Source organism: Pseudomonas sp. GL_135 (assembly GCF_057834665.1).
On sequence record NZ_CM174408.1, the window covers coordinates 4,069,675 to 4,085,194 of the forward strand.

General features: G+C 62.1%; 12 protein-coding genes and 1 riboswitch. Of the genes, 1 reads left to right on the forward strand and 11 read right to left on the reverse strand.

The window, feature by feature from the left end:
* Positions 1-176: 176 nt before the first annotated feature.
* The 3 genes from AC3ISG_RS18090 to ltaE form a co-directional block, all read right to left on the reverse strand.
* Complete coding sequence (locus AC3ISG_RS18090; protein ID WP_489297609.1) at positions 177-1,409, reverse strand: aspartate kinase; 1,233 nt, start codon at positions 1,407-1,409, stop codon at positions 177-179.
* Positions 1,410-1,499: 90 nt separating this feature from the next.
* Positions 1,500-4,118: an alanine--tRNA ligase gene (gene alaS, locus AC3ISG_RS18095; protein WP_122624638.1), complete on the reverse strand. Its 2,619-nt coding sequence runs from the start codon at positions 4,116-4,118 to the stop codon at positions 1,500-1,502.
* 142 nt (positions 4,119-4,260) lie between these two features.
* The gene (gene ltaE, locus AC3ISG_RS18100; protein ID WP_489297610.1) at positions 4,261-5,265 is read right to left on the reverse strand and encodes a low-specificity L-threonine aldolase; all 1,005 of its coding nucleotides are present in this window, start codon (positions 5,263-5,265) and stop codon (positions 4,261-4,263) included.
* A gap of 183 nt (positions 5,266-5,448) precedes the next feature.
* Positions 5,449-5,608: riboswitch (FMN riboswitch) on the forward strand.
* A 126-nt stretch (positions 5,609-5,734) separates the two neighbouring features.
* Between ltaE and AC3ISG_RS18105 the strand changes: the two genes are divergently transcribed.
* Positions 5,735-6,229 (forward strand): 6,7-dimethyl-8-ribityllumazine synthase, encoded by a 495-nt coding sequence (locus tag AC3ISG_RS18105; RefSeq protein ID WP_122537556.1) that lies wholly within the window; start codon positions 5,735-5,737, stop codon positions 6,227-6,229.
* Positions 6,230-6,415: 186 nt separating this feature from the next.
* Here AC3ISG_RS18105 and astE read toward each other — a convergent pair whose 3' ends face one another.
* The 8 genes from astE to argR all read right to left on the reverse strand — a co-directional run bounded on the left by astE (position 6,416) and on the right by argR (position 15,433).
* Positions 6,416-7,423 carry a succinylglutamate desuccinylase gene (gene astE, locus AC3ISG_RS18110; RefSeq protein ID WP_489297611.1) on the reverse strand — a complete coding sequence of 336 codons (1,008 nt, stop codon included), beginning with the start codon at positions 7,421-7,423 and terminating at the stop codon, positions 6,416-6,418.
* A gap of 22 nt (positions 7,424-7,445) precedes the next feature.
* Positions 7,446-7,739: a topoisomerase II gene (locus AC3ISG_RS18115; protein WP_489297612.1), complete on the reverse strand. Its 294-nt coding sequence runs from the start codon at positions 7,737-7,739 to the stop codon at positions 7,446-7,448.
* A 75-nt stretch (positions 7,740-7,814) separates the two neighbouring features.
* Complete coding sequence (gene astB / locus AC3ISG_RS18120; protein WP_489297613.1) at positions 7,815-9,161, reverse strand: N-succinylarginine dihydrolase; 1,347 nt, start codon at positions 9,159-9,161, stop codon at positions 7,815-7,817.
* Positions 9,162-9,231: 70 nt separating this feature from the next.
* Positions 9,232-10,701, reverse strand: a complete 1,470-nt coding sequence (gene astD, locus AC3ISG_RS18125) for a succinylglutamate-semialdehyde dehydrogenase (protein WP_489297614.1) — start codon at positions 10,699-10,701, stop codon at positions 9,232-9,234.
* The gene (gene astA / locus AC3ISG_RS18130) at positions 10,698-11,723 is read right to left on the reverse strand and encodes an arginine N-succinyltransferase (protein WP_489297615.1); all 1,026 of its coding nucleotides are present in this window, start codon (positions 11,721-11,723) and stop codon (positions 10,698-10,700) included. Before astA ends, astD begins: the two co-directional genes overlap by 4 nt.
* Positions 11,724-11,846: 123 nt before the next feature.
* Positions 11,847-12,878 carry an arginine/ornithine succinyltransferase subunit alpha gene (gene aruF / locus AC3ISG_RS18135; protein WP_489297616.1) on the reverse strand — a complete coding sequence of 344 codons (1,032 nt, stop codon included), beginning with the start codon at positions 12,876-12,878 and terminating at the stop codon, positions 11,847-11,849.
* A gap of 126 nt (positions 12,879-13,004) precedes the next feature.
* Positions 13,005-14,225, reverse strand: coding sequence for an aspartate aminotransferase family protein (locus tag AC3ISG_RS18140; RefSeq protein ID WP_489297617.1), 1,221 nt, complete (start codon positions 14,223-14,225; stop codon positions 13,005-13,007).
* A gap of 224 nt (positions 14,226-14,449) precedes the next feature.
* Complete coding sequence (gene argR, locus AC3ISG_RS18145; protein ID WP_122537549.1) at positions 14,450-15,433, reverse strand: transcriptional regulator ArgR; 984 nt, start codon at positions 15,431-15,433, stop codon at positions 14,450-14,452.
* Between the last annotated feature and the right edge of the window lie 87 nt (positions 15,434-15,520).

Genomic DNA, 15,520 nt, shown 5'->3' on the forward strand with positions numbered 1-15,520 from the left:
ATCTCCTTACGGCTTACATTCAAGGGACTACAGTCTGCACAGACAAACAGCATGATCCCGGCCGGAAGCGGCCGCAGGTCCATGCCTCAGTATCGACCAGCGCCGGAAAAAGAATAGCGACTCTCGCACATCCACCCGCAAAAGGCGCGGCCGAAACCGGGCCTCCTGCCCAAGACTTACTCGCCCTGACGCGGTGCGTCGAGTTCGAAAGCGGTATGCAGTGCGCGTACGGCCAGTTCCAGGTACTTCTCTTCGATCACCACCGAGACCTTGATTTCGGACGTCGAGATCATCTGAATGTTGATGCTCTCCTTGGCCAGCGCTTCGAACATGCGGCTGGCAACACCGGCATGGGAACGCATGCCGACACCAACGATGGAAACCTTGGCGATCTTGGTGTCGCCAATGACTTCACGGGCGCCGATTTCGTTGGCCGTGTCCTGCAGAACCTGCAGCGCGGCCTGGTAATCATTGCGGTGCACAGTGAAGGTGAAATCGGTGGTGTTATCGTGCGAAACGTTCTGCACGATCATGTCGACTTCGATGTTCGCGCCGCTAATAGGACCGAGAATCTTGAACGCAACGCCCGGGGTGTCTGGCACGCCACGGATGGTCAGCTTGGCTTCGTCGCGGTTGAAGGCGATGCCCGAAATGATCGGCTGTTCCATGGATTCCTCTTCATCAATGGTAATGAGGGTGCCTGGACCCTCCTTGAAGCTGTGCAGTACGCGCAGCGGGACGTTGTACTTGCCGGCGAACTCGACCGCGCGGATCTGCAGGACCTTGGAGCCCAGGCTCGCCATCTCCAGCATTTCTTCGAAGGTGATCTTGTCCAGACGCTGGGCCTGCGAAACTACGCGCGGGTCCGTCGTATAGACGCCATCGACGTCGGTGTAGATCTGGCATTCATCGGCTTTCAATGCCGCAGCCAGGGCCACCCCGGTGGTGTCGGACCCGCCACGACCCAGGGTCGTGATATTGCCGTCTTCATCGACGCCCTGGAATCCGGCGACCACCACCACACGACCGGCCTTCAGGTCGGCGCGGATCTTCTGATCGTCGATCTGCAGAATGCGTGCCTTGTTATGGGCGCTGTCGGTGAGGATGCGAACCTGATTGCCGGTATACGACACAGCCGGAACGCCGCGCTTGATCAGCGCCATGGCCAGCAGTGCGATAGTGACCTGCTCGCCGGTGGACACGATGACGTCCAGCTCGCGTGGCACCGGTTGGTCGCTGATTTGCCGGGCCAGTTCGATCAGGCGATTGGTTTCGCCGCTCATGGCCGAAAGCACCACCACCAGATCATCGCCCGCATCACGGAATTTCTTGACCTTGTCGGCCACCTGTTCGATGCGCTCGACCGAGCCCACCGAGGTGCCGCCAAACTTTTGTACGATTAAAGCCATCTCAAAGCCGCCTCAGCCCATGAAGGGCGCCCGTTATCATTCAAACCGCGAAGCGCCGGAGCCCGAATGACGGGCCCCGGGTGGGTCGACTTAAATACCTTGCTCGGCGAACGGAACAGCCAGTGCCAGCGCTGCTTCGAGTCCGGCAGCATCAACACCGCCGCCTTGCGCCATGTCAGGACGACCGCCGCCTTTACCGCCTACTGCGGCAGCCGCCTGCTTCATCAAATCACCGGCTTTGAGTTGGCCAGTCAGGTCTTTGGTGACGCCTGCCACCAGCACGACCTTGTCTTCATGCACCCCGCCGAGCAGGATCACTGCGCGGCCGAGCTTGTTCTTCAATTGATCAACCAGGGCCAGCAGCGCCTTGCCATCCTGACCGTCGAGGCGGGCAGCGAGAACCTTGACGCCTTTGACGTCCACTGCCGAGCCCGACAGATCGTCGCCCGCAGCACTGGCCGCCTTGGCCTGCAGTTGTTCCAGTTGCTTTTCCAGCAGACGATTGCGCTCCAGCACCGCCGACAGCTTGTCCAGAACGTTGTCACGATTGCCTTTGACCAGGTTCGCGGCTTCCTTCAGTTGTTCTTCAGCCGCGTTCAAGTATTCCAGTGCCACGGCGCCGGTCACCGCTTCGATACGGCGCACGCCGGCGGCCACACCGCTTTCGCTGATGATCTTGAACAGCGCGATGTCGCCGGTGCGGTTGGCGTGAATGCCGCCGCACAGCTCGACCGAGAAACCGCCGCCCATGCTCAGCACGCGGACGTTGTCGCCGTACTTCTCGCCGAACAGCGCCATGGCGCCCTTCTGCTTGGCGGTCTCGATGTCGGTTTCTTCAGTTTCGACGGCGGTGTTCTTGCGCACTTCGGCGTTGACGATGTCTTCAAGCGCCTTGATCTGCTCGGGCTTGATGGCTTCGAAGTGGCTGAAGTCGAAACGCAGGCGCTGACTGTCGACCAACGAGCCTTTCTGCTGGACGTGATCGCCCAGCACTTGGCGCAATGCAGCGTGCAGCAGGTGCGTGGCGGAGTGGTTCAGCGAAGTGGCCTGGCGCACTTCGGCGGCAACTTCGGTGCTGACGGTGGTGCCGACTTTCAGGCTGCCCGACACTTGAACGCCGTGGTGCAGGAACGCGCCGCCGGTCTTGGTGGTGTCGCTCACGTCGAAGCGCGCATCGCCCACGGTCAGGTAACCGCTGTCGCCAATCTGGCCGCCGGACTCTGCGTAGAACGGGGTCTGGTCGAGGATGACCACGCCGTCCTCGCCTTCACTCAATTGCTCGACCGCGAGGCCGTCTTTGTACAGGGCGACGACCTTGGCCTCGCCTGCGGTGGCTTTGTAACCGGTGAACTGCGTGGCCACGTCAACCTTGACCAGGCTGTTGTAGTCCATGCCGAAGGAACTGGCGGAACGCGCGCGTTCACGCTGGGCGTCCATCTCACGCTCGAAACCGGCCTCGTCGAGGGTCAGGTTGCGTTCGCGGGCGATGTCGCCGGTCAGGTCCATCGGGAAACCGTAGGTGTCGTACAGCTTGAAGACCACGTCGCCGGGGACGATGGCGCCCTTGAGTTCGGCGAGATCCTGCTCGAGGATCTTCAAGCCCTGCTCCAGGGTCTTGGCGAACTGCTCTTCTTCAGCCTTCAGCACGCGCTCGATGTGCGCCTGCTGGTTCTTCAGCTCGGGGAAGGCTTCGCCCATTTCGGCGACCAGTGCAGCGACGATCTGGTAGAAGAAGCTGCCCTTGGCGCCCAGCTTGTTGCCGTGACGGCAGGCACGACGAATGATGCGGCGCAGCACGTAGCCGCGGCCTTCGTTGGACGGCAGTACGCCGTCGGCAATCAGGAAGCCGCAGGAGCGGATGTGGTCGGCGACGACTTTCAGGGACGCCTGATTGTCGTTGCTGCAACCGATGGCTTTTGCAGCAGCGGCCAGCAGGCTCTGGAACAGGTCGATTTCATAGTTGGAATTGACGTGTTGCAGGACGGCGCTGACGCGCTCAAGGCCCATACCGGTGTCGACCGATGGCGCTGGCAGCGGGTGCAGCACGCCGTCGGCCGTACGGTTGAACTGCATGAACACGTTGTTCCAGATCTCGATGTAACGGTCGCCGTCTTCTTCCGGCGAACCCGGCGGGCCACCCCAGATGTCGGCGCCGTGGTCGTAGAAGATCTCGGTGCATGGGCCGCACGGGCCGGTGTCGCCCATGGTCCAGAAGTTGTCAGAGGCGTAAGGCGCGCCTTTGTTGTCACCGATGCGTACCATGCGCTCGGCCGGCACGCCGATTTCCTTGGTCCAGATGTCGTAGGCTTCGTCGTCCGAGGCGTAAACCGTGACCCAGAGTTTTTCCTTGGGCAGGTTCAGCACGCCGGTGAGGAAGGTCCAGGCGTAGGTGATCGCGTCGCGCTTGAAATAATCACCGAAGCTGAAGTTGCCCAGCATTTCGAAGAAGGTGTGGTGACGCGCGGTGTAGCCGACGTTTTCCAGGTCGTTGTGCTTGCCACCGGCGCGTACGCACTTCTGGCTGCTCACGGCGCGGGTGTAGGCCCGTTTTTCCTGGCCGAGGAAGCAATCCTTGAACTGGTTCATGCCTGCGTTGGTGAACAGCAGGGTCGGGTCGTTGCCCGGGATCAGGGAGCTGGAGGCGACTCGGGTGTGGCCTTGCTCTTCGAAGAAGCGAAGGAAGGCTTCACGGATTTCTGCGCTTTTCATAGGTTCTTCCACGGAAACTGCGGCCTGGCACATGCATAGCGTCATTCGACGCAGCGACGGCAAAGGGCCGCATTATATAGGCGTTGTACGCTCGGTACAGCGTGTTATTCGATAGAAACCGGCAATCGGGCTGATCACCCGATCAGCGAACGCCAAATTCGGCAAAGGCCGCCACCACCTTGTCCAGATGCGCAGCCGTCACATCGAGATGGGTGACCATGCGCAATCGCGGCGCAGCGCTCAGCACGATACCGCGCTCGGCACACAGTGCGTTAAGTGCCTGAGCGCGATCGCCGATCCGTACGTAAACCATGTTGGTCTGCACCGGCTCGACGTCAAAGCCGAGGTCTGCAAGCGCTTTGCCCAGAGCGCTGGCATTGGCGTGATCGTCAGCCAGACGCTCGACCTGATGCTCCAGCGCGTACAACCCCGCGGCTGCCAGGATGCCAGCCTGACGCATACCGCCGCCGACCATCTTGCGCAGACGCCGGGCCTTGGCGATGAACTCACTTGAGCCGCACAGCACCGAGCCGACCGGCGCGCCGAGCCCTTTGGACAGGCACACCGACACCGAATCGAAATGGCGGGTGATCTCATGCGCGTCCACCCCCAGCTTGACAGAGGCGTTGTACAGGCGAGCGCCGTCCAGGTGCAGGCTGAGGCCTTTTTCGCGGGTAAATGCCCGGGCCGCCGCGAGGTATTCCATCGGCAGAACCTTGCCCTGCATGGTGTTTTCCAGGGCCAGCAACCGCGTGCGGGCGAAATGAAAATCGTCGGCCTTGATGGCGCTGGCCACTTGATCCAGGTCCAGCGATCCGTCCGCCTGGTTGTCGAGGGGCTGAGGCTGGATCGAGCCGAGCACCGCCGCGCCGCCGCCTTCATATTTGTAGGTGTGTGCCTGCTGGCCGACGATGTATTCGTCGCCCCGTTCACAGTGGGCCATGAGGCCGAGCAGGTTGCTCATGGTGCCGGTCGGCACGAACAGCGCGGCGGCAAACCCAAGACGCTCGGCCAGCCATGATTCCAGCCTATTGACCGTCGGGTCTTCGCCGTACACGTCATCACCAAGGGGCGCGCTGGCCATAGCGTCGCGCATGCCGGCGGAGGGTTGGGTCACGGTGTCACTGCGCAGATCGATAACCGCCACGATGAAGCTCCCACTGATTAGGGTCGAGCCTCAGTTCTGAGGCCCGGGGCATCGATAATCAAGGCTTGGGGCAGGAATGCCAAGACGCCTTATAAGAAAAGCTGATGAAAACCATCAAAAAGGCTCCAAGCGAATCCGGGAAATGTATGTTACAAACTGCACGCCGACGCGAAACGCCGTTGGCAACGTTCTCAGGGCGGGGTGCGATTCCCCACCGGCGGTAATGACGCGCAATGCGTCTAGCCCGCGAGCGCTTGCAGCGAGCCGAAGCTCGATGCAAGGTCAGCAGACCCGGTGTGATCCCGGGGCCGACGGTCATAGTCCGGATGAAGAGAGAACGGGACTGGCACAACAGGATCGTTTCGAGACAGCTCCAGGCGCTTGGCGTCGGGGACGGTTTCGCACGTACCCTGGCATCCCATTCGATCCAAAACGCCCTGTTTTTTTCATTAAACAGGAGTCAGAACACATGCAACCTACCGCCATTCACGCTCACGAGCGCATCGCTTTCATTCAAGCCTGCTGGCACAAGGAAATCGTCGATCAAGCGCGTAAAGGTTTTGTCGCCGAGATGGCGCAACACGGTTACGCCGAGACCGACATCGATTTCTTTGAAGTCGGCGGCGCGTTCGAAATCCCGCTTCACGCCAAATTGCTCGCCAAGTCGGGTCGCTACGGCGGCGTCGTGGCGGCCGGTCTGGTGGTCGACGGTGGTATCTATCGCCACGAGTTCGTGGCGCAATCGGTGATCAGCGCGCTGATGCAGGTTCAGCTGGAAACCGAAGTGCCGGTTTTCTCGGTCGTGCTGACCCCGCACCACTTCCACGCGGGTGTAGAGCACCAGAAGTATTTCTTCGATCACTTCGTACACAAAGGCCAGGAAGCCGCCAAAACGTGCGCCGACACGCTGACAAAACTGCGTGCAGTGCGTCGGGCGGGTGAGGTGCAGAAAGCGGCGGGTTGATTTCCATCCGAAAATCAAGATCAACGGCTTCCCGTCTGAAGCCGGTCCTACAGACCTACCGCGCTCCCATTGTAGGACTGGCTTTAGCCGGGAAGAGGCCAGCATGACCGCCACGCATTTCATTGAATGCTGGCGCTGCCCTTAGTGGGACCGGCTTCAGCCGGGAAGAGGCCAGCATGACCGCCATCAGGCCAGCGTCTCGTCCGTCGCCGGCACGATCAGAATCCCCGCCCGCAGTCCGTTTTTGACGTTCGGGTTGGGGAAGATGATCCGGGCGCCCTCTTCTTCTATCACCCAGCGTGAATCGGCCAGGTCTTCGGCCAGCACGTAGCCTTTTTCCAGCTCCGTGAAGTTCTCGATGTCCGCCGGCAGGTGCAGGCGGAAGGCGTCGCTGTGCTTGATGATTTCCCGGGCCACGCTGAACAGCTGCAAGCCATCCAGATCGGCAGGCTGATCAGCGTTGGTGCCAGCGATCAGGCGTTCGAGGCAGGACTTCAGCTTGTCCAGATTGACCTGCTGGTTCTGCCCGAACGGGCGCGCCTTGCCCAGTTCCAGGGTGAAGGCTTCGGCGTCGAGCTTGTCGTAGGTGTAGGCGCTGAACACGATCGACGCCTTGTTCTGCAGCAGCACCGCTTCCATGCCCGCCGTGCGCAAACGGGCGAGTTCACGGCGGGAGTGGGCGCGACCTTCTTTCCACGGGTACAGCGCGAACTGCTCGATTCTGGAGCCGCGAATCGCCGTGTGCAGGTCGTAATGCAGACGGTAGCGGCCCGGAATATTGAAGAAGCTGGCGGCCAGACGCTCGAGTTCGCAGGCGCGCAAGGCTTCGCTGCCGCCGCTGTGCTCATGACGGCCATTGAACAGCCGGTTGACGTCCTGCTCGACGTATCGCTCGCCGCGACGCATCGCTTCGGGGTTGCCAAACAGGAACAGAATACGCGCGCGAGGCTTGAGTTCGCCCCGGGCGATGGCGTGAATCAGCGTGTCGAGCAGTTCGATCGGCGCGGTTTCATTGCCGTGGATGCCGGCGGACAGCAGCAGGTCGGTGCCATTGTCGCGTGCTTCGGGAGGCCGGACCTCCAGCGCCCCTTCAGCGAGCCAGCGCATGCGAACGCCGTCGACGGTCAGCTGAGTCTTTTCCGCGGGTTCGCGACCCGCGAGGGTCAGTTCAAGCAGTTTGCCGAGGGCGAGCATGGGGGAAGCTTCCTGCGCAGGCTTAGTCGTGGGTGCAGTCTGGGCCGTGCACGTGGCCTTCTTCGTCGTCGCTGCTCATGTCAGCCGGCTCCATTTCCAGCTGCAGGCTGACCAGGTTGGTCGCCAATGGACGCAGCAGCAGGTTGGCGTATTCGGCATCGCCTTCTTCGACGTCAACGCCGATCAGCAACTGACCACGGCCGTCCTGTTGAATCCAGACTTCTTTGCCCTGCCAGATAACGGCAAGACGGGTGCAGGACGTTTCCAGCTGAGTGCCGTCGGTGTCTTCAAGGATCAAACGCAGCGCGTCGGTCATGGCAAAACTCTCTCTGTAAAAGCAAAAACATCGTCGCCTGACGCCGCTTGGGCGCAGGCGTGACGGATGGGTGCATCAGTTGATCTGGAAAGGATAGACCGCGCCCAGTTTCAGGTGCTGCGTCAATTCGTCCAGCGCCGTACGGCATTCGATCAGCAGTTGCGGATCGGCCAGATCACTGTCGCTCATGCGGTCGCGATAGTGCTTGTCGACCCACTGCGTCAGCGTGTCGTATAGCGGCGCGGTCATGATAACGCCTGGATTGACCGCCGCCAGTTCGGTTTCATTCAGGGCCACGCGAAGACGCAAGCACGCCGGGCCGCCGCCGTTCTGCATGCTCTGCTTGAGGTCGAACACCTTGACCTCGCGAATAGGGCTGTCGTCCGCCAGCAGGCGCTGCAGGTATTGCCACACGCGCTCGTTGCTGCGGCACTCTTCCGGCACGATCAACAGCATCGAACCGTCGGCACGGGACAGCAACTGGCTGTTGAACAGGTACGAACGCACCGCGTCTTCCACCGCCACTTCACTGCGCGGCACGCAAATGGCCTGGAAGCGACCGCCGCGTTGACCGAGTTTGGCGTGCAACTCGGCGAGCATCGGGTCGGTATTGAGAAACGCATCCTCGTGGAAGAACAGGACTTCACCGTTGCCCACCGAGATCACGTCGTTGTGGAACACGCCCTGATCGATCACGGCCGGGTTCTGCTGGGCGAAGACCACGCCCTCGGCGCTCAGGCCATGCAAACGCGCAACGGCCTGGGACGCTTCGAGGGTCTGGCGTGCCGGGTATTTCTGCGGCGCGGGGAAACGGCTGTCGAACGCGGCGCGGCCGTAAACGAAGAACTCGACGCCGGGCTCACCGTAACTGCGGCAGAAGCGCGTGTGGTTGGCCGCGCCCTCGTCGCCGAACTGGGCCACGGCAGGCAACGCCGCGTGATGGGCGAAATGCTGCTGATCGGCGAACATCGCGCCAAGCACGCGGCTGGTGGTCGGGTGCTCGATGCTGCGGTGGTATTTGCAGTTGAGGTTGGCGGCGGTGAAATGCACGCGGCCGTCGGCGGTGTCGGCGCTCGGGCTGACCGTGGCGGCGTTGGCCACCCACATGCTCGACGCCGAGCAACTGGCGGCCAGCAGCGGCATCGACTCTTTGGCGGCGCGCTCAATGACCTGTGCGTCGCTGCCACTGAAGCCCAGCGTGCGCAGCCCGGCCACGTCGGGACGTTCCTGCGGGGCCAGCACGCCCTGGGTGAAACCCATTTCCATCAGCGCTTTCATTTTGGCCAGCCCCTGCAAAGCGGCCTCGCGCGGATTGGAGGATTGCTGGCAGTTGTTCTGGGACGCGACATTGCCGTAGGACAGCCCACCGTAGTTGTGGGTCGGGCCCACTAGACCGTCAAAGTTGACTTCACAGGATTTCATCGGTGAGGCTCCGTGGATCTGTTTTTATGTGCACATTCTTCGATGTGCGCTGCGCTATCAAGGAGCGCGCTCAGTTCAGGGTGATGCCGGGCGTCAGGCTGGCAGGCAGCGCCAGGGTTTCCGTCTCCAGCGACGCGACCGGGTACGCGCAATAATCCGCCGCGTAATAAGCGCTGGCGCGGTGGTTACCCGAGGCGCCAACACCCCCGAACGGTGCGGTGCTGGCCGCGCCGGTCAACTGCTTGTTCCAATTGACGATGCCTGCACGGCTCTGCAGCCAGAACTGCTGATAGCGCGCTTCGGAATCCGACAACAACCCCGCCGCCAAGCCGTACTGCGTGGCGTTGGCCTCTTCGATGGCTGCGTCGAAATCAGCGTAGCGAATCACCTGCAACAACGGGCCGAACAGTTCCTCATCCTCACGATCCGCCACGTCACTGACGTCGATGATGCCCGGCGTCAGCAGCGCCGATTGCGCGGCAGGCTGGGTCATTTCGAGCAGGGCCACTGCGCCGTTGGCCAGCATGACTTCCTGGGCATCGATCAGTGCTTGCGCAGCGGCAAGGGAAATCACCGAGCCCATGAACGGCGCAGGCTGTTGATCGAAGGCGCCGACCTGAATGGTCGACGTCACCTCGACCAGCCGCGCCAGGAATGCATCGCCCCAGGCACCTTCGGGCACCAGCAGACGGCGGGCACAGGTGCAGCGCTGACCAGCAGAGATAAAGGCCGACTGAATCACGGTGTAGACCGCGGCATCGACGTCGGCGACCTGATCGACCACCAGCGGGTTATTGCCGCCCATTTCCAGCGCAAGAATCTTGTCCGGGTGACCGGCGAACTGTTGATGCAGGGAATTGCCGGTGCGGCTGGAACCGGTGAAGAACAAGCCGTCGATGCCCGTATGGGCCGCCAGGGCGATGCCGGTGTCCCGCGCGCCCTGCAGCAGATTGAGCACGCCCGCCGGCAGACCGGCCTCGATCCAGCATTGCACGGTCAGTTCGGCGACTTTGGGGGTCAGTTCGCTGGGTTTGAATACCACAGTGTTGCCCGCCAGCAGCGCCGGGACGATGTGGCCGTTAGGCAAGTGACCCGGGAAATTGTAAGGACCGAACACCGCCACCACACCATGGGGTTTGTGTCGCAGCACGGCGGTGGCATCGCCCAGCGGGCCGCTCTTCTCGCCGGTCCGCTCGCGGTAGCTTTGAATGGAGATCGCCACTTTGTTGGCCATGCTGGTGACCTCAGTCGCCGATTCCCACAGTGGCTTGCCAGTTTCCTCACCGATGCAACGGGCGATTTCATCGGCGCGGTTCTTCAGCGCAGCGGCGAAGGCTTCAAGCACGGCAATGCGCTCGTCCAGGCTGCGCGTCGCCCAGGCCGGAAACGCCTGACGGGCCGATTTGACCGCCGCATCAACCTGTTCAGCCGTTGCGCTTTTGCCCGACCAGATCACTTGCTGGGTCACAGGGTTCAGGGAATCGAATGCGTCGCCCTGGCCGTCCTGCCAGGCACCGCCGATATACAACGTGTTCATCAAATACTCTCCCGGGCAGGCGACAGGGGCACGGCGCGAACCTGATCACCGGCGCTGAGGCGCAAGCGCTTGGCGGTCTGTGGATCGACCACCAGGGTGCCGGCGGCGAAACGCGCAGGGGCAGCGGTCACGCGGCAGTCTTCGCGCTTGCGGTTGTGGATAAGGAAGGGCGTCGCGTCGTCACCCGGCGTGCCGACGGCCAGCACCAGCGCCTGGCTGTCGCGGACCGCGCGGATCTTGCTGGTTTCGCATTCGATGGCCGGGCCGGCGTCGAAGATGTCGACGTATCCCTGATAGCTGAAGCCTTCAGCCTTGAGCATGGCCAGCGCCGGTTCGGTGCTGACGTGCACGCGGCCGATGACGTCGCGCGCGGCTTCTGAGAGGAAGCAGCTATACAGCGGAAACTTCGGCATCAATTCGGCGATAAAGGCACGGTTGCCAACCCCAGTGAGGTAGTCGGCCTGGCTGAATTCCATTTTGAAGAAGTGCCGGCCCAGGCTTTCCCAGAACGGCGAATGGCCCTGCTCGTCGGAGATGCCGCGCATTTCAGCGATGGTCTTGGTGCCGAACAGCTCTGGAAACTCGGCGATGAACAGCATCCGCGCTTTGGACAACAAACGGCCATTAAGGCCATTGCGGCAGTCGGCGTGGAGGAATAGCGAGCACAGCTCGGAGTTGCCGGTGAGGTCGTTGGCCAGAAACAGCGTCGGGATCTCGCGGTAGATGTTCAGCTCTTGGGAAGCACTGACCGTCAGGCCTACCCGATAGTTGTACCAGGGCTCACGCAAACCCACGGCGCCGGCCACCGCAGAAATGCCCACGACTTTTTCATCGTCGTCTTCGAGCACGAACAGGTAATCAGCATCGCCCCGCCCGGCCTCGCCACGGAAGGTTTTCTCGGCCCAGCCGACCCGGTGCGCCAGACGCTCTTCATTGGCCGGCAAGGTGGTCAGGCCTGCACCGGTGCTGCGCGCCAGCTCGATCAGCGCCGGAAGGTCACTGCTGCGTACGGGACGAACGATCATGCTTTCTCCTCATGCCGGAGGTTCTGCAACCCCCGGCGAACTCGCTAACCTGCATTACGGCGTCGGCCTGCCATTGCATCGCCGGTCGCCGTCAACTCATCTCAACCCAACTTGACCCGGTTGTCAGACCGCGACGATGCGCACACTGGCGCCTTCGCCGACACCCAGCGCTTCGGCCGCCGTCAGACTCAAAGCGACCGGCTTGCCGGGCACCCAGTCCAGCTCCAGCATGACCGCGCGGTAATCCTGCAGCTGGCCATTGGAAACCAGATAAGGCCGCCCGCCTTTGACCGCATCACCGGTGCTGACCGTGTCCACCTTGACCGGCACGACGCGGCTCTGGGCGATGGAGCGAATGCCGGACACCCGCGCGTGCAGGGTCGGCCCGCCGTCGAAGATGTCGATGTAATGATCGGTTTCGAAGCCTTCGCGCATCAGGATGTCGAAGGTGATCTGCGCGCGCGGATGAACCTGGCCCATGGCTTCCTGCGCTTCATCGGGCAGCAGCGGCACGTAGATCGGGTAATGGGGCATCAGCTCGGCGAGGAAGGTCCGGCTTTTCAGCCCGCACAGGCGCTCGGCTTCGGCGTAGTTGATGTCGAAGAAGTTGCGCCCGATGGCGTCCCAGAACGGCGAGTCGCCGTGGTCGTCGCTGTAACCGACGATCTCGGTGACTACTGAGTCGGCAAAGCGCTCCGGGTGGCCGGCGACGAACAGCAGACGGCCGCGGGAGTTGAGCTCCGACCACAGCGTGCCGACCAGTTCGGGCAGCACGTAGAAACTGGTCAGCAGGCTGTTGCCGGTAAGGTCGTGGCATTGCGAGAGCACGTGAATCTTGTTGTGGATCTTCAGTTCACGAGAGGCGTGGACGAAGGTTTCGTTGCGAAAGCTGTAGAACGGCTCGGAATACCCCGCCGAGGCGACGATCCCTGAACAACCCACCAGACGACCGGATTCGGTGTCTTCGAGGACAAAGAAGTAGGTCTCTTCGCCGTTGAAACTGACTTCCGCCGCGAACGAGGCTTCGGACGCAGCAATCTTGTCACTCAGACGTCCAGCGTCATCCGGCAGGGACGTGACACCAATCGGGCTGTCTGCCGCGAGTCGTTGAACCTCGCTCAGATCCGCCATTTGCGCGGGGCGCATCACCAGCATGGTGTCACTCCTTGAGAAAAAAATCGGGCCGGTGTTCCGGCACAGGAAAAAACAAAAAGTGAAGCGTGCCCGACCTTGTAGGTGTGGGCTTGCAGGAGCGCCCGGGGTGGCGCTCCCACAGGTGGCTTATGCCGCCGTCAGCTTGGCAACCGCCCGTTCGAAGCGGTTCAGGCCTTCTTCGATATCGGCGTCTTCCACCACCAGACTCGGGGCGAAACGCACCACGTCGGGACCGGCCTGGAGCACCATCACGCCTTCCTGTTCGGCAGCGTTGAAGAAGTCTTTGGCTTTGCCCTTCCAGGCGTCGGTCAACACGCAACCGATCAGCAGACCCATGCCGCGCACCTGGCTGAACACGCCGTATTGCTGACCGATCTTCTCCAGACGCGCCTTGAACAATTCATGCTTGGCCTTCACGCCCGCCAGCACTTCCGGGGTATTGACCACATCGATGACCGCTTCGCCGACTGCGCACGCCAGCGGGTTGCCGCCGTAGGTGGTGCCGTGAACGCCAACGGCCAGGTGCTTGGCGAGTTTTTCAGTGGTGAGCATGGCCGCCATCGGGAAGCCGCCGCCGATGCTTTTCGCGCTGGAGAGGATGTCCGGCGTCACGCCGTAATGCATGTAAGCGAACAGATGACCGCTGCGCCCCATGCCGCTCTGAACTTCGTCGAAGACCAGCAGCGCTTTGTGGTCGTCGCACAATTTGCGCGCGCCTTGCAGGTATTCGAGTTCGGCAGGCAGTACGCCGCCCTCGCCCTGGATCGGCTCCAGCACCACCGCGCAGGTCTTGTCCGAGACAGCGGCTTTGAGCGCGTCAAGGTCATTGAACGGGACGTGGGTGATGCCAGTGATTTTCGGCCCGAAGCCGTCGGAGTATTTCGGCTGACCGCCGACGCTCACCGTGAACAGGGTGCGACCGTGGAAGCTGTTCAGGGCAGCGACGATTTCGTACTTGTCCGGGCCATACAGATCGTGGGAAACGCGGCGGGCCAGTTTGAAAGCGGCCTCGTTGGCTTCCGCGCCGGAGTTACAGAAGAACACGCGGCCGGCAAAGGTGGCGTCAACCAGCTTCTTGGCAAAACGCAGCGCCGGTTCGTTGGTGAAGACATTGGAGACGTGCCACAGCTTGTTGGCCTGATCGGTCAGCGCGCCCACCAGCGCGGGATGCGCATGGCCCAGCACGTTGACCGCGATGCCGCCGGAGAAATCAACCAGTTCGCGACCCGACTGATCCCAGACGCGAGAACCCTGACCGCGCACGGGGATAAACGCTGCCGGGGCATAGTTGGGGACCATCACTTGGTCGAAATCGGCACGTTGCACCGGTACTTGCTCAACGGACATCGGAGTCTCCTGAAGAGGAACGCCTGCCTGGGACAGGCGAGCGATGGAAGGATTGTAAGGACTGATTCGGGCCGGACCTTGCCGCCAAGCGACAACTTCTTACAGCGCCAAACCGGCTTTTTACGGGGTTTGCGGCAATGCGACAAATTGCGTCACAAAGGCGCAGTTTAACCGGTGGCGTGCGCGTATTGCAGTGCAGGATGGAAACAGCCCAGGGCTAATGCTCAACCACGCTCGGCGGGCACCGACGACAATTCGAACGGGCTGCTGCTGCGACGCTGGTTGCGGTCTTCACGGGGTGTGGCGCCGAAGAAGTTGCGGTAGGCGCTGGAGAAATGCGGCCCTGACGAGAACCCGCAGGACAGGCCGATCTGAATGATCGACTTGCTGGTCTGCATCAGCATCTGGCGCGCCTTGTTCAGGCGCAGTTCGAGGTAATACTGGCTCGGCACGCGATTGAGGTATTGCTTGAAGATGCGTTCCAGTTGACGTCGCGAGACGCACACATGCTGGGCGATTTCGTCGGTGGTCAGCGGCTCTTCGATGTTGGCTTCCATCAACAGCACCGCCTGGGTCAGCTTCGGGTGGCTGGAACCCAGACGGTTCTGCAACGGAATCCGCTGACGCTCGCCGCCCTCACGGATGCGCTCCACCACCAATTCTTCCGACACCGCGCCGGCCAGCTCGGCGCCATGATCACGGGCCAGCACCGCGAGCAACAGATCCAATACGGACATCCCGCCGCAGGCCGTCAGGCGATCGCGATCCCAGTCGAACAAATGACTGGTGGCGATGACCTTGGGGAAGCGCTCGGCGAAGTCGTCCTGCCAGCGCCAGTGCACCGCGGCACGGTAACCGTCGAGCAAACCCAGCTGCGCCAGCGGATACACACCCGCCGACAACCCGCCGATCACGCAACCGGCGCGGACCAGCTGCTTGAGCGCGCCACCAAGGGCCGAAGACATCGGCGCCGGCGGCTCGTCAGCCAGCAGAAACAGCTTCTGAAACCCCTCCAGACGACCGACCCACGGCTCGCCCGGCAATTGCCAGCCGGTGCCATCAGTTGGCGGCTCGGCCTGCAGAAACGACAGTTCGTAAACCACTTCGGGGTGAACGCGCTGAGCAACACGCAGGGCTTCCTCCGCCAGCGCCAGGGTCAAGGCTTTGGTGCCGGGCCAGATGAGAAATCCGATTCGATGGGCAGTCATGGCGTGCAATCCGAAACGTGTCGCTAAAAGGGGTCGCACGCCTGGCATGCGATGGGATTCTGTAACCTTCAGTCAATGGCTGCGGTC

What these genes read in the sequence shown, in the direction of transcription:
- aruF (WP_489297616.1), bottom strand. Translation starts at nt 12,878, where the DNA reads ATGCTGGTGATGCGCCCCGCGCAAATGGCGGATCTGAGCGAGGTTCAA.
- AC3ISG_RS18140 (WP_489297617.1), bottom strand. Translation starts at nt 14,225, where the DNA reads ATGTCCGTTGAGCAAGTACCGGTGCAACGTGCCGATTTCGACCAAGTG.
- astE (WP_489297611.1), bottom strand. Translation starts at nt 7,423, where the DNA reads ATGCTCGCCCTCGGCAAACTGCTTGAACTGACCCTCGCGGGTCGCGAA.
- astA (WP_489297615.1), bottom strand. Translation starts at nt 11,723, where the DNA reads ATGATCGTTCGTCCCGTACGCAGCAGTGACCTTCCGGCGCTGATCGAG.
- alaS (WP_122624638.1), bottom strand. Translation starts at nt 4,118, where the DNA reads ATGAAAAGCGCAGAAATCCGTGAAGCCTTCCTTCGCTTCTTCGAAGAG.
- astB (WP_489297613.1), bottom strand. Translation starts at nt 9,161, where the DNA reads ATGAAATCCTGTGAAGTCAACTTTGACGGTCTAGTGGGCCCGACCCAC.
- AC3ISG_RS18115 (WP_489297612.1), bottom strand. Translation starts at nt 7,739, where the DNA reads ATGACCGACGCGCTGCGTTTGATCCTTGAAGACACCGACGGCACTCAG.
- AC3ISG_RS18105 (WP_122537556.1), top strand. Translation starts at nt 5,735, where the DNA reads ATGCAACCTACCGCCATTCACGCTCACGAGCGCATCGCTTTCATTCAA.
- argR (WP_122537549.1), bottom strand. Translation starts at nt 15,433, where the DNA reads ATGACTGCCCATCGAATCGGATTTCTCATCTGGCCCGGCACCAAAGCC.
- AC3ISG_RS18090 (WP_489297609.1), bottom strand. Translation starts at nt 1,409, where the DNA reads ATGGCTTTAATCGTACAAAAGTTTGGCGGCACCTCGGTGGGCTCGGTC.